The sequence below is a fragment of the Nitratireductor sp. GISD-1A_MAKvit genome (genome assembly GCF_040819555.1).
Taxonomy (GTDB): Bacteria; Pseudomonadota; Alphaproteobacteria; order Rhizobiales; family Rhizobiaceae; genus Nitratireductor.
In genome coordinates this window covers 2,295,474-2,314,393 of sequence record NZ_CP161920.1, presented here as the reverse complement: position 1 = coordinate 2,314,393, position 18,920 = coordinate 2,295,474, and the positions used below count along the sequence as shown (strand labels likewise).

General features: G+C 60.9%; 15 protein-coding genes and 1 pseudogene. 11 read left to right on the top strand and 5 right to left on the bottom strand.

The window, feature by feature from the left end:
• The first annotated feature begins 22 nt into the window (after nucleotides 1–22).
• Nucleotides 23–727, top strand: coding sequence for a DUF502 domain-containing protein (locus tag AB2N04_RS12310; protein WP_367718800.1), 705 nt, complete (start codon nucleotides 23–25; stop codon nucleotides 725–727).
• Here the strand turns inward: AB2N04_RS12310 and recG are convergent.
• Nucleotides 679–2,787, bottom strand: coding sequence for an ATP-dependent DNA helicase RecG (recG, locus tag AB2N04_RS12305; protein WP_367714756.1), 2,109 nt, complete (start codon nucleotides 2,785–2,787; stop codon nucleotides 679–681). The genes AB2N04_RS12310 and recG overlap by 49 nt on opposite strands.
• A 107-nt stretch (nucleotides 2,788–2,894) precedes the next feature.
• Here recG and AB2N04_RS12300 point away from each other — a divergent pair, with 107 nt between their 5' ends.
• On the top strand, nucleotides 2,895–3,173 hold the full coding sequence (locus AB2N04_RS12300; protein WP_367714755.1) for a succinate dehydrogenase assembly factor 2: 279 nt from the start codon (nucleotides 2,895–2,897) through the stop codon (nucleotides 3,171–3,173).
• A gap of 12 nt (nucleotides 3,174–3,185) precedes the next feature.
• Complete coding sequence (gene mfd, locus AB2N04_RS12295) at nucleotides 3,186–6,689, top strand: transcription-repair coupling factor (RefSeq protein WP_367714754.1); 3,504 nt, start codon at nucleotides 3,186–3,188, stop codon at nucleotides 6,687–6,689.
• A 27-nt stretch (nucleotides 6,690–6,716) separates the two neighbouring features.
• On the opposite strand, the gene AB2N04_RS12290 is transcribed toward mfd, so the two are convergent.
• Both AB2N04_RS12290 and AB2N04_RS12285 read right to left on the bottom strand, forming a co-directional pair.
• Nucleotides 6,717–7,394, bottom strand: a complete 678-nt coding sequence (locus tag AB2N04_RS12290) for a DsbA family oxidoreductase (RefSeq protein WP_367714753.1) — start codon at nucleotides 7,392–7,394, stop codon at nucleotides 6,717–6,719.
• 10 nt (nucleotides 7,395–7,404) lie between these two features.
• Nucleotides 7,405–9,240 (bottom strand): extracellular solute-binding protein, encoded by a 1,836-nt coding sequence (locus AB2N04_RS12285; RefSeq protein WP_367714752.1) that lies wholly within the window; start codon nucleotides 9,238–9,240, stop codon nucleotides 7,405–7,407.
• Between the two features lie 263 nt (nucleotides 9,241–9,503).
• Between AB2N04_RS12285 and AB2N04_RS12280 the strand changes: the two genes are divergently transcribed.
• Nucleotides 9,504–10,130, top strand: coding sequence for an invasion associated locus B family protein (locus AB2N04_RS12280; protein WP_367714751.1), 627 nt, complete (start codon nucleotides 9,504–9,506; stop codon nucleotides 10,128–10,130).
• A gap of 72 nt (nucleotides 10,131–10,202) precedes the next feature.
• Here the strand turns inward: AB2N04_RS12280 and hspQ are convergent, their stop codons facing one another.
• Complete coding sequence (hspQ, locus tag AB2N04_RS12275) at nucleotides 10,203–10,535, bottom strand: heat shock protein HspQ (protein WP_367714750.1); 333 nt, start codon at nucleotides 10,533–10,535, stop codon at nucleotides 10,203–10,205.
• A gap of 164 nt (nucleotides 10,536–10,699) precedes the next feature.
• Between hspQ and AB2N04_RS12270 the strand changes: the two genes are divergently transcribed.
• On the top strand, nucleotides 10,700–11,662 hold the full coding sequence (locus AB2N04_RS12270) for an AEC family transporter (protein WP_367714749.1): 963 nt from the start codon (nucleotides 10,700–10,702) through the stop codon (nucleotides 11,660–11,662).
• Here the strand turns inward: AB2N04_RS12270 and AB2N04_RS12265 are convergent.
• On the bottom strand, nucleotides 11,625–12,854 hold the full coding sequence (locus tag AB2N04_RS12265; RefSeq protein ID WP_367714748.1) for a UbiH/UbiF family hydroxylase: 1,230 nt from the start codon (nucleotides 12,852–12,854) through the stop codon (nucleotides 11,625–11,627). The two genes, AB2N04_RS12270 and AB2N04_RS12265, sit on opposite strands and share 38 nt — an antisense overlap.
• A gap of 114 nt (nucleotides 12,855–12,968) precedes the next feature.
• Between AB2N04_RS12265 and AB2N04_RS12260 the strand changes: the two genes are divergently transcribed.
• The 6 genes and pseudogenes from AB2N04_RS12260 to AB2N04_RS12235 all read left to right on the top strand — a co-directional run bounded on the left by AB2N04_RS12260 (nucleotide 12,969) and on the right by AB2N04_RS12235 (nucleotide 18,918).
• Nucleotides 12,969–13,859, top strand: a complete 891-nt coding sequence (locus AB2N04_RS12260) for a DUF2182 domain-containing protein (RefSeq protein WP_367714747.1) — start codon at nucleotides 12,969–12,971, stop codon at nucleotides 13,857–13,859.
• A 16-nt stretch (nucleotides 13,860–13,875) separates the two neighbouring features.
• Nucleotides 13,876–14,490 carry a DUF1326 domain-containing protein gene (locus AB2N04_RS12255; RefSeq protein ID WP_367714746.1) on the top strand — a complete coding sequence of 205 codons (615 nt, stop codon included), beginning with the start codon at nucleotides 13,876–13,878 and terminating at the stop codon, nucleotides 14,488–14,490.
• A gap of 9 nt (nucleotides 14,491–14,499) precedes the next feature.
• A complete protein-coding gene (pcsA, locus tag AB2N04_RS12250; protein WP_367714745.1) occupies nucleotides 14,500–15,225 on the top strand; it encodes a phosphatidylcholine synthase in 726 nt (241 codons plus the stop codon).
• A gap of 92 nt (nucleotides 15,226–15,317) precedes the next feature.
• Nucleotides 15,318–16,914 (top strand): annotated as a pseudogene (locus tag AB2N04_RS12245) (ABC transporter ATP-binding protein).
• Nucleotides 16,914–18,011 (top strand): ABC transporter permease, encoded by a 1,098-nt coding sequence (locus AB2N04_RS12240; RefSeq protein WP_367718799.1) that lies wholly within the window; start codon nucleotides 16,914–16,916, stop codon nucleotides 18,009–18,011. The pseudogene AB2N04_RS12245 and the gene AB2N04_RS12240 overlap by 1 nt, the downstream one beginning before the upstream one ends.
• Nucleotides 18,004–18,918: an ABC transporter permease gene (locus tag AB2N04_RS12235; protein ID WP_367714744.1), complete on the top strand. Its 915-nt coding sequence runs from the start codon at nucleotides 18,004–18,006 to the stop codon at nucleotides 18,916–18,918. Before AB2N04_RS12240 ends, AB2N04_RS12235 begins: the two co-directional genes overlap by 8 nt.
• Nucleotides 18,919–18,920: the final 2 nt, after the last annotated feature.

The window sequence follows — 18,920 nt, the reverse complement described above, 5'->3', positions numbered from 1 at the left end:
CGAGGCCCGTTTCCGCATCATGATGACTCGCTTGCGCAATTATTTTCTCACGGGCTTTATTGTTACCGCCCCGCTCGCGATCACGGCCTATCTGGCGTGGTCGATGATCGGGTGGGTCGATTCCTGGGTCAAACCCTACATTCCCTTCCGCTACAATCCTGACAATTACCTGCCTTTCGCCCTGCCGGGTTTCGGCCTCATTGTCGCGCTGATCCTGATCACCCTGATCGGTTTCCTGACAGCCAATTTCATTGGTCGCACGATTGTCCATACCGGCGAAAGCATTCTGGGACGCATGCCTCTCGTGCGCAGCGTCTATCGCGGGTTGAAACAGATTCTTGAAACCGTTCTCTCCGAGCGGTCGGATACATTCAAGAAGGTCGGTCTGATCGAATATCCCCGCAAGGGCCTGTGGGCGCTGGTTTTCATCGCCACGGAGACGCGCGGTGAAGTTCAGGCCAAGATTGACGACGATGCCGGGCAGACCATCGCGGTCTTTCTCCCGACCACGCCCAACCCCACCTCCGGTTACCTGTTATTCGTTCCCAGAAAAGACGTGATCGAGTTGAAAATGACGGTTGAGGAGGGGGCCAAGCTTGTCATCTCCGCGGGGCTTGTGGCGCCGGAATATCATGCAAAGACAGAGGCGCTTGCCGCCGAGGCGAAGGCAAAGACCGCTCAGCCTGCCCGCAGCAAGCGAACCGCCTCATCGCGCCCGAAGAGATAGAGAAGTATCCGCAGCGCTTCACCGCGTGGGGACTGCAGCTCCGGATCGCGTGACAGGATGAGCCGCGCATCGTCGCGTGCGGCCTGCAAAAGCTCCATATGGGCCTCGATCCGGGCCACGCGGAAGCCCGGCGTTCCCGACTGCTTGGTTCCCAGAAGATCGCCTTCACCGCGCAGTTTGAGGTCTTCCTCCGCAATCACGAAACCGTCTTCGGTGTCGCGCATGACTTCCAGTCTTCTCGTTGCCGTCTCACCGAGCGGCCCCTTGTAGAGGAGCACGCAGGAAGAGGCGAGCGCACCACGCCCCACGCGCCCGCGCAGCTGGTGCAGTTGCGCCAGGCCGAAACGTTCTGCGTGTTCGATCACGATGATCGTCGCGTCGGGCACATCGACGCCCACCTCAACCACTGTCGTGCCGACGAGAATTCGTGTCTGACCGTCCTTGAAGGCACGCATTGCCGCGTCCTTGTCGGTGGGTTTCATGCGCCCGTGAATAAGGCCGACTGCGTTTCCGAAGACCTTTTGCAATGAGCTGTGCCGGTCCTCCGCCGACATCAGTTGAAGCTCTTCGGATTCTTCGACAAGCGGGCAGATCCAGTAGACTTTCTGCCCCTCAGACAGCGCTTTCGTGATGCGGTCCACCAGTTGGGGCAGGCGTTCGACGGGCAGTGTGACGGTGCGGATCGGCTGTCGGCCGGCGGGTTTTTCGGTCAGGCGCGATACATCCATGTCGCCGAAGGCGGAGAGGACCAGTGTGCGCGGGATGGGGGTCGCCGTCATGACTAGCATGTCGGGCGCATTGCCCTTGGCCGTCATGGCCAGACGCTGGTGCACGCCAAAGCGGTGCTGTTCGTCGACCACAGCGAGCGCGAGATCGCGGAACTCAACCGTTTCCTGAAAGAGCGCATGCGTGCCGATGACGAAATGGACGGAACCGGAGGCGATCTCTTCGAGAATGTGCTGGCGCTCCCGTCCCTTCTCACGCCCCGTCAGAACTGCAACGCGAAGACCTGCGGCCTGTGCCAGCGGTGTGATGGTTGCTGCGTGCTGGCGGGCGAGTATTTCGGTCGGTGCCATGAGAGCCGACTGGCCACCCGCCTCGGCAGCGCGGGCCATGGCAAGGAGTGCCACAACGGTCTTGCCGGCTCCCACATCGCCCTGCAGGAGACGCACCATGCGCTCTTCGCCGGCAAGATCTTCCAGGATATCGCGCACGGCCTCTTCCTGCGCTCCGGTCAACGAATAGGGCAGGGCATGACGGATCATTTTCTCGAAACGACCATCGCCCTTGAGAGGCCGACCGGAGAGGCGCTTAACCTTTGCGCGCACCAGCGCCAGCGAAAGCTGGCCAGCGAGAAATTCGTCATAGGCGATGCGTCGCCAGGCGGGACTTTCAGGCTGGACCTCCTCGGGCGCCTGCGGATCGTGAAGCCGTTCAAGCGCTTCACTGAAAGGCGGCATGCGGTTTCGCGACAGAAAGCTCTCGTCCTGCCATTCAGGCAGGGTGGGAAGCCGCTCCAGCGATTGTGATATGGCGCGGCGCAGCACTTTCGCCGAAAGGCCGGCGGTCAACGGGTAGACCGGTTCCAGCATTGGCAGGGTGTGGGCCTCGGCAGCCGGCACGACAAAATCGGGATGCACCATGGAGGCGCGGCCGTTGAACCACTCCATCCGCCCGCTCACGAGAACCTTTTCGCCCTCGGGCAAGATTTTCTCGATCCACGGCGCGCGGGCATGGAAAAAGGTGAGGGCGATCTCTCCCGTTTCGTCAAAGGCGAAGACCCGATAGGGCACGTTCCGGCGACCCGGCGGAGAGGGATGATGGCGGCCCACCGTCAGATCCAGCGTGACGATCGATCCTTCCTGCGCATTGGCAATGCCGGGGCGGCTGCGCCGGTCGATGAGGGAATGCGGCAGCACGAAAAGAAGGTCGCCCACGCGAATCTCGCGTCCGGCGATATCACCGGGAACGATGTTTGCCAGAAGATCGGCAAGTTTCGCACCCACGCCATCGAGCGCGGTCACGGGGGCAAAAAGGGGATCAAGCATTGAAGGACGCATCCTGTCATGATTAAGGCCCAAATTCGCCGACGCAAGGCTGACAGATGCTCATGCACACGCTATATCCGCCCGGGCGACCGACCGCTGCATTGCAGGAAAGCGAAACCATGACAGGCACAACCCGTTCCAGCCACGATCTCGACCCGCGCCGCCGCCGGGCGCTTGTGCGCGCATGGCGCCGTGGCATGCGTGAAATGGATCTTGTGCTGGGTGGATTTGCCGATGCCGAGATCGACCGGCTCAGTAACGACGAGATGGATCAGTTTGAAGCCATTCTGAGCGTTCCGGATACCAACCTTTTCAAGTGGGTTACGGGCGAAATGCCCGTACCAGCCGATTATGACACGCCGTTGTGGGGCCGGATCATCGCATCGCAGGGACGCTGAGGCAGGACGTCTATGAAACTGATCAATGCTCTGAAACTGCCACGCGCGGGTGCCGGTGCCGTTACCGTCGATGGTGTCGCAGACGGGTTTGAAGCATTCGCCCTGGCAGCGACCGCGCGCGAGGTGGCGCCGGACGGTCCGATCATCTTTGTCCTTCGTGACGGGCAGCGTCTTCCGGCGCTGGTCGATACGCTTCGGTTCGTGGATCCCGGCCTGCCGGTCCTCGATCTTCCGGCGTGGGATTGTCTTCCCTATGACCGCGTGTCGCCCGGGGCGGATGCCGCAGCGCGCAGGCTTGCCGCCATGAACGCGATGGCGGAACTGCGTGCGAAACCGCACCGGGCCGCGGTGATTGTCAGCGCCAATGCGCTGTTGCAGCGCATGCCGCCGGCAGACCAGATCGGAGCGCAGGGCTTTTTTGCCCGACCGGGCAATCAGGTCGACATGACGGCGCTGACGGCGCGGCTTGAAACCAGCGGTTTCGAGCGCGTTTCGACCGTGCGCGATGTGGGCGAATATGCGGTGCGCGGCGGCATTCTCGATCTCTTCGCACCCGGCTGGGACGAGGCGCTGCGTCTCGATTTCTTCGGCGATACGCTCGAATCGATCCGCGCCTTCGACATCGCCACCCAGCGCACGACCGGCCAGCGCAAGGAAGTCTCGCTCCAGGCCATGAGCGAGATCACGCTTTCACCCGAGGTGATCAGCCGGTTCCGACGCAACTATATCGAAACTTTCGGTGCGCCTTCGCGCGACGATGCGCTTTATAGCGCGGTCAGCGAGGGGCGGCGTTTCGCCGGAATGGAACACTGGCTTCCGCTGTTTCACGAGCGGCTCGACAGTGTGCTCGATTATCTGCCCGAAGCGCCGGTCGTGTTCGATCATCTGGCCGAGGAGGCGCTTGGTGAACGGCATGCGCTGATTGTCGATCATTATGAGGCGCGGCGCGCACAGATGGAGGGCACGGAGCTCGGTGGTGCCGTGCCCTACAAGCCGGTTCCGCCTGAAACGCTCTATCTCGATCCCAAGGAAATCAACGCGGCCGCAGCCGAGAGGCGTGTGGTCCATTTCACGCCCTTTGCAACGCCGGAGACCAGCAAGGCCCGCATTTATCATGCGGGTGCGGAGGCGGGACGCAATTTTGCAGAGGAGCGCGCCGATCCGAACGCCAACGTTTTCGATCACGCGGTCAAGCACATCGGAGCCCTGCGCGCCAATGGCAAACGTGTGCTGATTGCGGGCTGGAGCGACGGTTCGGCAGAACGGCTTTCCCAGATCCTTGCCGAACACAATCTCGGCAATGTCGCCCGTGTCGACACACTGGCTGATCTGGAGAAATTGCCAAAGCAGCAGGCAGGCATCGGTATCCTGCCGCTGGAAGCCGGCTTCGAGACCGCCGACCTTGTCGTCATCGGCGAACAGGACATTCTGGGCGACCGACTGGTGCGGCGCGCCAAAAAACGCAAGAAAGCTTCGGATTTCATCTCTGAGGTGGCCGCGCTTTCGGCCGGCGACATCGTCGTGCATGCCGATCACGGCATTGGTCGTTTCATCGGTCTCAAGACCATCGAGGCGATGGGCGCGCCTCATGACTGTCTTGAGCTTCGCTATGCGGGTGACGACCGGCTGTTCCTGCCCGTCGAAAACATCGAGCTTCTTTCGCGCTACGGGTCTGATGGACCAGACACCATGCTCGACAAGCTGGGCGGTGTGGCCTGGCAGTCGCGCAAGGCAAAGCTGAAGAAGAAGCTTCTGGAGATGGCGGGCCATCTGATCCGGATCGCCGCCGAACGCGAGATGCGGCCCGGCGTGAAACTGGCTCCGCCCGAAGGCCTTTACGGCGAGTTTGCCGCGCGTTTCCCCTATGAGGAAACCGATGATCAGCAGGCAGCCATCGATGCCGTGCTCGACGATCTGGGGTCGGGCCGCCCCATGGATCGCCTGATCTGTGGCGATGTGGGTTTCGGCAAGACGGAAGTGGCTTTGCGTGCGGCTTTTGTCGCGGCGATGGAGGGGCTGCAGGTGGCCGTTGTCGTGCCAACCACGCTGCTTGCCCGCCAGCATTTCAAGACGTTCCGTGACCGTTTTGCCGGTCTGCCACTGCGCGTGCGTCAGGCCTCGCGCCTTGTCGGCGCGAAGGAGCTTTCCGAAACCAAGAAAGGCATTGCCGACGGTACGGTCGACATCGTGGTGGGCACGCATGCGCTTCTCGGCGGTTCGGTTTCGTTCAAGAATCTCGGTCTTCTCATCATCGATGAGGAGCAGCATTTCGGTGTGAAGCACAAGGAGAGGCTGAAGGATCTGAAGTCGGACATCCACGTGCTCACCCTGTCGGCCACACCGATCCCGCGCACGTTGCAACTGGCGCTGACGGGTGTGCGCGAGCTTTCGCTCATCACCACGGCACCGGTGGACCGCATGGCGGTTCGCAGCTTCATCTCGCCGGTCGACCCGCTCGTCATCCGCGAGACGCTTTTGCGCGAGCGTTATCGTGGCGGCCAGAGCTTCTATGTCGTTCCGCGCATTTCGGATCTGGCGGAGGTGCGCGCGTTCCTCGAAGAGCATGTGCCGGAGCTGAAAGTGGCGACCGCCCATGGGCAATTGCCGCCCGGCGAACTCGACGACATCATGAACGCGTTCTATGACGGCCAGTATGATGTCCTCCTGTCCACGACGATCGTGGAATCGGGCCTCGATATCCCCACGGCCAACACGCTGATCGTGCACCGCGCCGATATCTTCGGCCTCTCGCAGCTCTATCAGCTGCGTGGACGCGTGGGACGCTCCAAGGTGCGTGCCTATGCGCTCTTCACCCTGCCGCCCAACCGGACACTCACAACGACCGCCGAACGGCGGCTCAAGGTGCTCCAGTCGCTCGACACGCTGGGCGCGGGATTCCAGCTTGCAAGCCACGATCTCGACATTCGCGGCGCCGGCAACATTCTGGGGGAGGAACAGTCCGGTCACGTGAAGGAGGTGGGCTACGAGCTTTACCAGCAGATGCTGGAAGAGGCGGTTGCCGAACTCAAGGGATCGGATGAGGCGGTCGATACCGGCTGGTCGCCGCAGATCACGGTCGGAACCGCCGTCATGATCCCCGAATCCTACGTTTCAGACCTGCAGTTGCGGCTCGGTCTCTACCGCCGCATCGCAGAGCTGGAGACGCCCGAGGAGATCGACGCCTTTGGTGCGGAACTCATCGATCGTTTCGGACCGCTTCCCCAGGAGGTGGAACACCTCTTGAAGATCGTTTTCATCAAGGCGCTGTGTCGCAAGGCCAATGTGGAAAAGCTCGACGCCGGCCCCAAGGGCGCGGTGGTGCATTTCCGCAATCAGGAATTCCCCGAACCCGTGGGGCTCGTGCGCTTCATTGGCGAACAGGGGTCATTGGCAAAAATCCGTCCCGACCAGAGCATCGTTTTCATTCGCGACTGGCCGACACCGGAAAAACGGCTTGCCGGTTCTGCCGTCATCATGACGCAGCTTGTGCGGTTGATCGAGAAAAAGGCGGCCTGACGCAGAGCCGCCTTCTGCGGGACTGCCTCAGTCCTGCCCGCGGTCCAGCGTGCCATCGGCCCGGGCCTGCGCCACCTGGCGGATCGCATCGGCCAGTGTGGCGGGCTCCTGTGCCCCGACGACCGCATAGCGGCCTTCAAGCAGAAAACAGGGAACTCCGGTCACGCCCATCTGCTGCGCGGTGGCGATTTCCTGTTCCACCTCTGCCTTGTCGGCATCGGTTGCCAGTAACGTCTCGACCACGGCCGCATCCATGCCTGCATCCCTTGAAGCCTGAATGAGCACGGCTGCGTCACCGATATTCGCGCCTTCTTCGAAGTAGAGCGCGAAAAGACGTCCCACGAGCAAGTCCTGAACACCCGGTTCGGCGGTCGCAGCCCATCGGATCACCCGGTGGGCATTGAGCGTGTTCGGAGTGGTTTCAATGGCATCGAAATTGAAATCGATGCCTTCCGCCGCTCCGGCAGCACTGATCTGCTGATGCATCTGGAGAATGCGATCCCCGTCGCCGAACTTCTCGCTCAGATAGTCGTGACGGCTCTTGCCTTCGGGTGGAATGGCGGGGTCGAGCTGGAAAGGCCGCCAGCGCAGATCGACCGCAAGGTCCGGCACCGCCTCGAGCGCTTTCTGCAAGCGCGCGCGCCCCACATAGCACCATGGGCATACAACGTCGGATACGACGTCGATGGTAACGGGAAGAGACATGATTCAGGCCTTAATCTGCGTCTGGTTTGTGCCACCAGGTCTGCAGCTTGTATCCATAGAGCGGTGTTTTTTCCGGGTGTGCCAGATCGTTCCAGTAGGCCACCCACTCGTCGCTGTCGTGCTGCATCGGCACGACATAGGCTCCCGACATCAACAGCCGGTCGAGCGCGCGCACGGCGGCAGCGTAATCATCCATGTCGCGCGCGTTCAGCATCGCGTCGATCATGGCGTCGATTGCCGGGTCGGCAGCGCCCGACAGGTTGAAACTGCCTTCGGCCTCCGCGGCGGCAGATCCCCAGCGGTTGATCTGCTCGATGCCGGGCGACAGCGAACCGGAAAAGCCCACCGAAGCGATGATCACATCGAAATCATAGCGCTGTTTGCGCTGCTGGGCCTGTGAATCGTCCAGCAGTCGGATCGACACATCGATGCCGATTTTCCTGAGGGCGCGCTGGAAAACGGCTGCCAGTTTTTCGCCTTCCTCGGATGTGACGAGAATTTCAAAGGTGAGAGCCTCGCCCTCGGCATTCACCAGAGCGTTGCCTTCAAGACTGTAGCCGGCCTCCTGCAGCATTTTCAGCGCGTCACGCATTTCAGTGCGCCCAATGGGGGCACCGGCCATCTCGGCCTTGCCATAGGTGCCGTCCATGACCTCGGGCGTCACCCGGTCGGCATAGGGTTCAAGAAGGGCGCGTTCACGCTCATCCGCAGGTTTCCCAAGCGCCGAAAGATGAGAGCCCTGCCAGTAGCTGAGCGTACGCTCATATTCGCCACGCAACACGTTCTTGTTGACCCAGCCAAAATCATAGAGTGTGGACAGAGCGCGGCGCACCTTCGGGTCGGAAAATTTCTCGCGGCGGGTGTTGAAGAAAAACCCCGTGACTGCCGGCGGTACGCCATTGGTGAAGGTTTCGCTGACAACCTTGCCCTCACGCGCGGCGGGAAAGTCGATGCCATGCTGGCGGCGCACCGGATCGGACTCGGCATAAACCGAGCAGATGCCCTTCTTGAACGCCTCGATCATCGAATTGGCGTTCAGGAAATATTCGATCGTGACCTTGTCGAAATTGTCGAAACCGCGTTTTGAAGGGATGTCTTCACCCCAGTAATCCGGATTTCGGGAGAAAACGATGCGGCGACCGGGTTCGACTTGCGAGATGCGATAGGCGCCGCTGCCAGTGACCGGCTTCAGCGTCGTCTGATCGAAGGTCTCGATGTCGAAGGCGTGTTCGGGGATGATCGGCGTCATGGCGACAATCAGCGGAAACTCGCGATCGGCCTTGTCGTTGAAGGTGAAACGCACGCTGTGATCGCCGGTCTTCTCGATCTTTTCGATCTTGGCCATGCGACTGGAATAGGGCGGGCGCCCCTTCTGCGTGTAGGCTTCATAGGTGAAGATAACATCCTCGGGCGTGACGGGCTCGCCATCGGACCATTTGGCATCCGGGTTCAGGTTGAACTGCGCATAGCTGCGGGCCTCGTCCATCTCCACGCTTTCGGCCAGCAGCCCGTAGAGCGAGAACGGTTCGTCGGCGGAGCGCATCATCAGTGGCTCGAACACCAGATTGCCGAAGATCGTATCGATTATGCCGCGTGCGGTGGTGCGCATGCTCTTGAGAATGAAGGGATTGAGATTGTCGAACGATCCGACAACACAATAGGTCACGTCTCCGCCTTTGGGGGCATCCGGATTGACATAGGAAAAATGGCCGTAATCCGCCGGCAGCGCCGGTGTTCCGTGCATGGCCACGCCGTGCATCGGTTCGGCCTGCGCCGACAGGGCGAGCCCCGAGGTGATCAGGCCGGCAGAAATCGTGAAACGAAGGGTTTTGAGGGCAGCAAACATCGACGCACCTTTGGCGGGAAATCGAGCGGATCCATGATTCGCCGGGAAGCGTAACACAGCGCGTGGGTTTTTCAGGGCATCCGGCGGATCGTGTGATGTTTGCCGCACCTTGCCACAAAGTCCAGCGAAATGCTCGGACGGGCTGGATTCATGCCGCATGGCGGTGTAACACGCGGCCAAGGGTCATGCTGTCGCCGCATTTTCACAACAGGTGACGCATGCATCCATATCCTGGCGCTGTGCATTTAGAGGAACTGAGCCATATGAAAAGCCTGAACGCGAAAGCAATCCGCACCCTGTTCGTCCTTGCCGGCGCCGCCTGTGTGGCCGCAAGCGGAGCTGGTGTCGCCGCCGCGCAACAGCAGCAGCCGCCGCAGGGCTGGTTCAAGGCCTGCACCAAACAGGAAGACGTGGATATCTGCAACGTGCAGAACGTTCTCGTCGCAGAAACCGGCCAGATGATCACCGGCGTCAGCCTTATCGAGGTGAAGGGCAAGGTAAACCGCAAGGTCTTCCAGATCACGGTACCGACCGGCCGCATGGTGCCTCCCGGCATCGGCCTGCAGATCGATGGCGGACAGACGCAGAAGATCGACTATGCCATCTGCCTTCCGGACCGCTGCATTGCCGAAGCGCCGCTGACCGACCAGCTCGTCGCATCCTTCAAGCGCGGATCGGAACTGACGCTTACATCGGTCAACTTCCAGAACCAGCCGAACCCGATCAAGATGACGCTCTCCGGCTTCACCAATGCCTATGATGGCGATCCGCTGCCACAGTCCGACATCGAGGACCGGCAGAAGAAGCTTCAGGACTTCGTGAACAAGAACAACGAAGAGTTTACCGAGAAGCTGCGCGAGGCGCAGGAGAAGGCAAAGAAGGCCGAATAGCCTTCAACGCCGACCCGAGACAAAAAAACAGGGCCCCGGCGGCCCTGTTTTCGTTTGAAGTGTGTACCGGCGTCAGTGATGGATGCGTTCGCGCGGCTCGTAATGACCATCACCGGTTTCCACGAAGAATTCCGCCAATTGCGGATGCCTGACCGGTACGCCGGATTCGTCTGGCATCAAGTTCTGCTCCGAAACATAGGCCACATACTCCGTCTCCTCGTTTTCGGCGAGAAGGTGATAGAATGGCTGGTCCTTGCGCGGACGGACGTCCTCGGGGATCGCCTGATACCAGGCTTCGGTATTGTTGAATTCGGGGTCCACATCGAAAATCACGCCACGGAAGTCGAACACCCGATGGCGGACGACCTGCCCAATGCGAAATTTTGCAGTTCCAATAGTTTGCATAATTATACCTCTGGCTCCCTATGTGGCGCAGCAGGAGCCACAATTCAATCCCGCAGGCTTGACGGGCAGGGGGCTCGCGGGCTAGCCGCCATGTATGGGCAATGCGTTTTGGGCGCGCTTTTGCGGGTCAAAGAAGCGAATGGTGGCCCAAACGGGGATGGGCCATGACCAGTGTCGCAGGACTTGTTCTGCCGTTTTTCGGATTGATCTTTATCGGTTACGCCGTCGCCCGGCTGAAACCGCATCCGGCCGATGCACTGGGCTGGATGAACACTTTCGTCATCTATGTAGCGCTTCCGGCGCTGTTTTTCCAGCTTCTTGCCAAAACGCCAATCGAGCGCCTGACCGAATGGGGGTATATCTTCGGCGCGGTTGCCTCAACCTACATCGTCTTTGCCATCATGTTTGCCGGGTCGATGCTGTCGGGACGCAGCTCCATCGCCGAAAGCACCATCAAGGGACTTGCCGCCAGCTACGGCAATATCGGCTATATGGGGCCGGGTCTGGCGCTGCTTGCCTTCGGTGAGGAGGCTGCGGTGCCTGTCGCTCTGATCTTCTGTTTTGAAAACATGATCCATTTTGCGGTGGCTCCCATGATGATGGCGATCTCGGGCGGCGGCGGAGAAAAACCGGGCCGGCTCGCGCTCGAAGTGGTGCGAAAGATCGTGCTGCATCCATTCATTCTGGCCACGGCAGCGGGCGTGACAGCCGCGGCACTCCACGTCGTGCCGCCAGTTCCCATCGAGCGCCTGCTCGCCTATCTCGCATCGGCAGCCGCGCCATGCGCCCTTTTTGCCATGGGCGTGAGCCTTGCGCTTCGCCCCCTGCGACGCGTGCCACACGAAGTGGGTGCAATCGTTGGTCTCAAGCTCATTCTTCACCCGGCGATCTGTTATGTCACGCTGAGCTGGATCGGTAATTTTTCCGAAAGCTGGGTGTTTTCCGCCGTGCTGCTGGCCTCTTTGCCGACGGCAACCAATGTGTTTGTCATCAGCCAGCAATATGGAGTGTGGATGGAGCGCGCCTCCGCCAGCGTGCTCATCACCACGCTTGTCTCGGTGGGCACCGTTACGGCTCTGCTCTACGCCATCACGAACGGGATTCTGCCGCCGGACCTCTTCCCCTGAAGGGAAGGAGAGCGGAAAAACCGCTGCCGGGCCGCATGCCTTCCCGCATGAAGAGCGCCCGTAGCGGGGGGACGCTGCCAACGATGGAAAGCCCGGCACTGCGTGCGAGCTGTGCTGGCAGAAAACCTGACAGAAGGGAGGCGTTCAAAAGGTTTACGGAGTTGGCGCGGGCAAGCACGTCCGCCCGCCGCGCTGCATGATAGCGGTTCATCGCTCCCGTGCCACCAGGATCGTCCGGGAACGCGCTGGCCACCGCAACGAGATCTTCCACATCGCGTATGCCCAGATTGAGGCCCTGTGCCGAGATTGGCGGGAAAACATGCGCGGCCTCGCCGACAAGCGCAACGCGGTTTTGCCCGAAACGCGACGGCATCAGCGTGCTGAGCGGGTAGATCTGACGCCCGGGCTCCACGGTCACGCGCCCCAGCATGGACGAAAACTGCTCCTCGATCCGCATCGAGAGCTCCTGATCGCCCAGACTGTTCATCCGTTCGGCATCCTCGGGGCGAAGCACCCAGACAAGACTGGACCGCATCCCGGGCAGGGGGACCTGGGTGCAGGGGCCGGTCTTTGTGTGTAGCTCCGTGGAGACAAAACCGTGCTCACGGGCGTGTTTGAAATTCAGCACGAGGGCGGCCTGCGGCAGGGTGCGTGTCTTTGCAGAAATGCCAGCAGCCGCACGCGCCGGCGAACCGCGCCCGTCTGCGGCAACAGCAAGTTTTGCCGCGATCATTTCACCGTTTTCGAGCTTCGCGGTAACCCGGTCGCCTTCGCAGGCCCATGTTTCGACGAGGCTTTCATGCCATTCAACCAGTGGTGCGGCGTTCACAGCCCTGGAAAGCACTTCCGTCAGGCGCGCATTGGGGATGTTCAAGCCAAAAAAATCTTCGCCGATTTCGCCGGCGTGAAACGTCACGGTGGGGCTGCGCACCAGTCGGCCCGTGGCATCCACGAGACGCATGGCCTTGAGCGGCGCGGTTTCCGGCAGCAGCTTTTCGAGAACGCCCAGCGGCTCGATCGCATCGAGCGAGGGGCGCATAAGCGCCACGGTTCTGCGGTCACGTCCCTGCGGGCGGGGGCCAACCAGTGTCACCGCAAGACCGGCATGGGCCAGCATCAGCGCGGCGATCAGGCCGGCCGGACCTGTTCCGGCCACGAGAATTTTGCGGTCACGATCGCCCACGGCTTCCATCCATCCCTGTTTGTGTCTTGATCGACAGGCTCGTTCCTGTCTTTGTCATGATGGGACGGGTCGGCGCAAGCTTCAACGCGGCGAAAGACCCCAGCCTGTGCCACGGGGACCGAAATGAGCTGCGACGATCAAGAACTGACCGCACTGACAGGGTCGCGCCAAACCGTGTATCAAACCGCGCGGCTGGCCTATCCGCTTTCGCTTGCCGCTCTCGTTGTGGCGGTTGTGACCTCGTGGATTTTCCTGGCCCTCATGGGCCTTCGAACGGCATCGGTCGCCCCGCGCTCGGCCGGACCCGGCGCGGCCTGGCTGCAGCATTTTCCCGACGTGGCGCTCCCGGCGCCTTTCGAGGCGTTTCTGGCCCTTTGTCTGACCCCCATCGGTGCCGGGAACGACTTGACGGCCTTTGTCCTTCTGACTTTCATGTGGTTCCTGATGGCACTCGCCATGATGCTGCCCTCTGCCGCTCCGCTGCTGCGCACTTACTGCGAGATTGCCGACACGGCCGCCCGAAAGGGAGAGAGTGTCGTGCACCCGATCGTGCTCGTGGCCGGCTATCTCACCGTGTGGCTTGCCGCGTCATTCGGCTTTGCGGGGATGGCGCTTGGCATTTCCATGATCTTGCCCGGCGATACGGTGCTTTCGCCCTGGACCGGCCTTGGCGGGGCCACCGTTCTTGCCATTGCCGGTGCTTACCAGTTTTCCGGACTGAAAGAGGCCTGTCTCATCAAGTGCCGAAATCCATTTGCCACGCTGTTTGACCACTGGAGCGCGCGCCGTGCCTCAATCTATCGCCTTGGGATCCGGCAGGGAGCCTGGTGCCTTGGCTGCTGCTGGGCGCTGATGCTCGTCATGTTCGCCGTTGGCCTCATGAATGTGTTCTGGATGGCGCTTCTGGGCGTCTTCACCATGGTGGAAAAATCTGGTCATAGTCGCGCTGTCACACGCATTTCAGGTGCACTCCTGCTTGTGTGGGCGCTCACGCTTCTTGTAATCTCTTTCTAGAAGAGGGGCAGATGCCATGGGAAAGAAAGACTGGGCGCTGAAAGGCGAGCTGGTGCTGTCGTGCAATTGCACGGTGTTCTGCCCCTGCGTGCTTTCGCTGGGCAATCACCCTCCCACGGAAGGATATTGCCAGACCTGGGCGGGTTTTCGGATCGATCAGGGGCATTACGGTGAAACCGATCTTTCGGGCCTCAATCTCGGTCTGGTCATGGAAATCCCCGGTTATATGAGCCGCGGCAACTGGACTGCCGGCATCTTTCTGGATGAACGCGCCTCGATCTATGCCGAGAAAGCCATCGGCAAGATTTTTTCCGGCAAGGCGGGCGGAACGACCGGGCTTCTGTCCATTCTCGTCGGGCAGTTTCTGGGCATTCAGCGGGCTCCGGTCCACTATGAAACCGATGGGAAGACCCGAATTTTCCAGATACCCAAGATCATCGACGGTGCGATCACGCCCATTGCCGGCAAGGATGCCGATGGCGACACGGTGATCACCAACTCGCAATACTGGATCGCGCCGGAAATCACCGTTGCGCGGTCTGACAAAAGCCGCATGCGAGCCTTTGGCCGCAACTGGAATTTTGCCGGGCGTTCGGCGGAGATCTGCCCGCTCGACTGGCGCGGACCTTAGGCACACAGCATGAAAACCAAGAAAGTCACCGCCCCGCAGGCCAAGGCGTTTTCCGTTCATCTCCTGACGGCGTCGGGTTCTTTCCTCGCCTTTCTGTCACTGGTCGCGGCCAGCGAGGAACGCTGGGTTGCCATGTTCTGGTGGCTTGGTTTTGCGCTGTTCGTGGACGGTATAGACGGGCCGATAGCGCGCAAACTGGACGTAAAGCAGGTTCTGCCCACCTGGTCGGGTGACATGCTCGACAACATCATCGACTATGTGACCTATGTGCTCATTCCCGCCTTCGCGCTTTATAAGAGCGGCTTCATGGGGGAGGGGCTGTCCTTTCTGTCTGCCGCGATCATCGTCGTCACGAGCGCCATCTACTATGCCGATACCGGCATGAAGACGCGGGAGAATTTCTTCAAGGGCTTTCCCGTCGTGTGGAACATGGTCGTGTTCACCCTTTTCGTGGTGGAGCCGGGCGAATACGTCGCTTTTGGCGTGGTGCTGATATCGGCCGTCATGACCTTTCTGCCGGTCTTCTTTCTCCATCCGGTTCGGGTGCAGCGTCTGCGCATTCTCAATCTGACGGTCTTTTTTGCCTGGTGCGGTCTCGGGATGGTCGGGCTGCTTCAGAACCTTGAGTCCCATTCTCTGGTGCGCATCGCGATCGCCGCCACCGGCATTTACCTGTTTTGCATCGGCGCGATCATGCAGGCTTGGCCGAATCTCGGGAACGGGCTTAAAAGGTAATGCAGTGATTGCGTTTGAATCTCTTTCAATCAATGCGGCTCTAATGCGCGACAAAGCCGTCTGCCTATGATCGAGCTGGGAACAGAACAAAAATGACCGAAATGGGAGCCGGCGTGGATCAAGCACACGAAGGCAGCAGCAGCGAGCTTCTTGAGGTTCGCGGGCTGACAAAGATATTTGGCTCGCTGAGGGCCTGTGACGAAATCGATCTTTCCATCGGAAAGGGCGAAATCCATGCGCTTCTGGGGGAGAACGGCGCGGGCAAATCGACGCTGGTCAAGATGCTGTTCGGCGCACTTGAACCCGCTGCCGGTGAAATCCGCTGGAAGGGGAAGTCTGTCTCCATCCAGTCTCCAGGCGAAGCGCGCCGGCTCGGCATTGGCATGGTCTTTCAGCATTTCTCGTTGTTTGAGGCTCTGACAGCGGCTGAAAACATCATGCTGTCGCTGGATGACAAGACGCCGATCCTGCAGGTGGCCGAGCGCGCGCGCGAGCTTTCGAAGGCCTATGGACTTCCACTCGATCCGTTTGCCCATGTGGGTGACCTTTCGGTCGGCGAGCGCCAGCGCATCGAGATCATTCGCTGCCTTTTGCAAAAGCCGGACCTGATCATTCTCGACGAACCCACCTCGGTCCTCACTCCACAGGAGGCCGACAGGCTTTTCGAGACGCTGGAGACCCTGCGCGACGAGGGCAAGTCCATCCTCTATATCTCCCACCGGCTCGAAGAGGTGAAGCGCCTTTGCGACCGGGCAACCGTGTTGCGCCATGGCAAGGTGGTGTCGCATTGCGACCCAAGGCAGGAGACGGCGGCCCTCGCTGGCCAGAATGATGGTCGGTGACGATGTCGATGCGGTCAGGCGTTCCGGCAGCGTGAATGGTGACGGTGAGGCGCTTCTCGAAGTCAAGGCACTCAACCGTCCCGCCGCAAACCCGTTCGCCATGCCCCTGCGCGGAATCAGCCTTGCAGTGCGTTCGGGCGAAGTGATGGGCATTGCCGGTGTTGCGGGCAACGGTCAGGGGGAACTCTTCGAAGCCCTGTCCGGCGAGGTCCTGCAGGACAGGGCCGATGCCATCCGCATCCGGGAAACGGATGCTGGACGAACCGGAATTTCGGGACGGCGGCTATTGGGGGCCGCCTTTGTGCCCGAAGAACGGCTCGGCCATGGCGCGGCCCCACAGATGCGCCTTTCGGAAAATCTCTTTCTGTCGCGCCATGTCACCGATGCAGGCGCTCTTGTTGCCCCCTTCGGGACGGTTCGTTCGAGCGCCCTTGCCAGGGCGGCTTCGCGCATTGTCGAGGCCATGGATGTCCGCAAAAGCGGAGAGGATCCGGAGGCGGCATCCCTTTCGGGTGGCAATCTGCAAAAGTTCATCATTGGCCGCGAGCTTGACCGCCAGCCTGCCGTCATCGTCGTGAACCAGCCTACATGGGGCGTGGATGCCGGCGCGGCCGCACGCATACGGCAGGCGTTGATCGATCTGGCACGATCGGGCTCGGCGGTGCTGGTGATTTCTCAGGATCTGGATGAACTGTTCGAGATCTGCGATTCCGTTGCTGTCATGCATGACGGCAAACTCTCGGAGCCGATGCCGATCGCGGATGCAAGCTTTGAAAAGATCGGCCTCTTGATGGGCGGAGCCGAACCCGAACGCTCCGGCCAGCCTGAAAACACGGAGACCACATGATGCGCCTGGAACTCGTCAAGCGCCCACAGCACTCCGTTCTGTTCAGCGCCATTTCTCCCTTGATCGCACTGGTTCTCACCATGATCGCCGGTGCGATCATGTTTTCCATTCTCGGCAAGAACCCGCTCGACGCGCTCTACTATTATTTCATCGATCCGCTGCGCGAGACATGGTCGCTGCATGAGCTTGCAATCAAGGCGGCCCCTCTGATCCTCATTGCCACCGGCCTGTCGGTCTGTTTCCTTTCGAACAACTGGAACATTGGTGCGGAAGGGCAGTTCATCGTGGGCGCAATTGCCGGAAGCATCCTGCCGGTGATGTTTCCCGAATTCCAGAACTGGCTCGTTCTGCCGCTGATGCTTGCCATGGGCATTGCTGGCGGCGCGGCCTATGCTGCCGTGCCGGCCTTTCTGAAGGCGCGTTTCAACACCAATGAAATTCTCACCAGCCTCATGCTGGTTTACGTGGCCCAGCTCCTGCTCGACTGGATCGTGCGCGGCCCTTGGCGCGATCCCGGCGGCATGAACTTCCCCGAGACGCGCGACTTTCATGCTTTCGCCATCCTGCCGGAGCTGATGCCATCGGCCGGCAGGGCCAACTGGGGCATCGTTTTCGCTGTTCTTGCGGCGCTTGTTCTCTGGTTCATCCTGCGCAAGACCCGCAAGGGATTCGAGATCCGCGTTCTGGGCCAGAGCCCGAGGGCAGGGCGGTTTGCGGGCTTCAGCTCCGCGCGCATGGTGATGGTGGCATTTCTGATCTCCGGTGGCCTTGCCGGGCTTGCCGGCATTTCGGAAGTGGCGGGTGCCATCGGACAGCTTCAGCCGTCCATTTCGCCGGGCTATGGCTTTACCGCGATCATCGTCGCCTTTCTCGGCCGGCTCAATCCACTCGGCATCGTGGCGGCGGGGTTTGTTCTGGCGCTGTCTTATCTCGGCGGTGAAGCTGCACAGATCTCGCTTGGTCTTTCAGACAAGGCGGCCCGTGCGTTTCAGGGCATGCTTCTGTTCTTCGTGCTCGGTTGCGACACGTTGATTCACTACAAGATCCGGCTTGCCGGGCGCTCGCTACGCGGCGGGGAGGCCACGAACAATGCTTGAATCCGTCCTGATTACCATTGCCACCGCGGCTACGCCGCTTCTCATTGCGGCCATTGGCGAGCTGGTGGTGGAGCGTTCCGGCGTTCTCAATCTCGGCGTCGAGGGCATGATGGTGATGGGCGCCGTGACCGGTTTCGGTGTCGCCATCACCACCGGATCGCCCTGGCTCGGCGTGTTTGCCGCGATTGTGGTGGGCGCAGCATTTGCGCTGCTTTTCGGGTTCCTGACACTGTCGCTCGTCACAAACCAGGTGGCGACGGGCCTGGCGCTGACGCTGCTGGGACTGGGTGTTTCGGGCATGATCGGCGAAGCCTTCATCGGGATGCCGGGTGTCAAGATGGCCCCTGTGGTCATTCCTGTCCTGTCGGATCTTCCGGTGATCGGCCGCTTTCTCTTCGCGCAGGCACCGCTTTTCTATATCTCGATCCTGCTGGTTGTCGGAGTGAGCTATTTTCTGTTCAGCACCCGTGCCGGTCTCACGCTGCGGTCGGTGGGAGACAATCACGATTCCGCGCACGCTCTCGGCATCAGGGTGGTCGCCGTGCGCTATGCGGCAGTCGTCTTCGGCGGTGCCTGTGCCGGGCTCGCGGGCGCGTATCTCTCGCTCGTCTATACACCGCAATGGATCGAGAACATGACGGCCGGTCGCGGCTGGATCGCGCTGGCGCTGGTCGTGTTCGCGTCGTGGCGGCCATGGCGTGTTCTGGCGGGGGCCTATCTCTTCGGTGCCGTGTCGATCGGCCAGTTGCACGCACAGGTGATCGGTGTTTCCGTGCCTTCCCAGTTCCTGTCCGCATTGCCCTATCTGGCGACCATTGCCGTTCTTGTACTAATCTCGCGAAACCGGCGCCTGACGATGGTCAACACGCCCGCATGCCTCGGCCGGCCCTTCGTGGCCACCCGATAAGC

Excerpts from the sequence above, each read along its gene's own strand:
- AB2N04_RS12310 (WP_367718800.1), top strand. The coding sequence starts at position 23 with ATGACTCGCTTGCGCAATTATTTTCTCACGGGCTTTATTGTTACCGCC.
- recG (WP_367714756.1), bottom strand. The coding sequence starts at position 2,787 with ATGCGTCCTTCAATGCTTGATCCCCTTTTTGCCCCCGTGACCGCGCTC.
- AB2N04_RS12300 (WP_367714755.1), top strand. The coding sequence starts at position 2,895 with ATGACAGGCACAACCCGTTCCAGCCACGATCTCGACCCGCGCCGCCGC.
- mfd (WP_367714754.1), top strand. The coding sequence starts at position 3,186 with ATGAAACTGATCAATGCTCTGAAACTGCCACGCGCGGGTGCCGGTGCC.
- AB2N04_RS12290 (WP_367714753.1), bottom strand. The coding sequence starts at position 7,394 with ATGTCTCTTCCCGTTACCATCGACGTCGTATCCGACGTTGTATGCCCA.
- AB2N04_RS12285 (WP_367714752.1), bottom strand. The coding sequence starts at position 9,240 with ATGTTTGCTGCCCTCAAAACCCTTCGTTTCACGATTTCTGCCGGCCTG.
- AB2N04_RS12280 (WP_367714751.1), top strand. The coding sequence starts at position 9,504 with ATGAAAAGCCTGAACGCGAAAGCAATCCGCACCCTGTTCGTCCTTGCC.
- hspQ (WP_367714750.1), bottom strand. The coding sequence starts at position 10,535 with ATGCAAACTATTGGAACTGCAAAATTTCGCATTGGGCAGGTCGTCCGC.
- AB2N04_RS12270 (WP_367714749.1), top strand. The coding sequence starts at position 10,700 with ATGACCAGTGTCGCAGGACTTGTTCTGCCGTTTTTCGGATTGATCTTT.
- AB2N04_RS12265 (WP_367714748.1), bottom strand. The coding sequence starts at position 12,854 with ATGGAAGCCGTGGGCGATCGTGACCGCAAAATTCTCGTGGCCGGAACA.
- AB2N04_RS12260 (WP_367714747.1), top strand. The coding sequence starts at position 12,969 with ATGAGCTGCGACGATCAAGAACTGACCGCACTGACAGGGTCGCGCCAA.
- AB2N04_RS12255 (WP_367714746.1), top strand. The coding sequence starts at position 13,876 with ATGGGAAAGAAAGACTGGGCGCTGAAAGGCGAGCTGGTGCTGTCGTGC.
- pcsA (WP_367714745.1), top strand. The coding sequence starts at position 14,500 with ATGAAAACCAAGAAAGTCACCGCCCCGCAGGCCAAGGCGTTTTCCGTT.
- AB2N04_RS12240 (WP_367718799.1), top strand. The coding sequence starts at position 16,914 with ATGCGCCTGGAACTCGTCAAGCGCCCACAGCACTCCGTTCTGTTCAGC.
- AB2N04_RS12235 (WP_367714744.1), top strand. The coding sequence starts at position 18,004 with ATGCTTGAATCCGTCCTGATTACCATTGCCACCGCGGCTACGCCGCTT.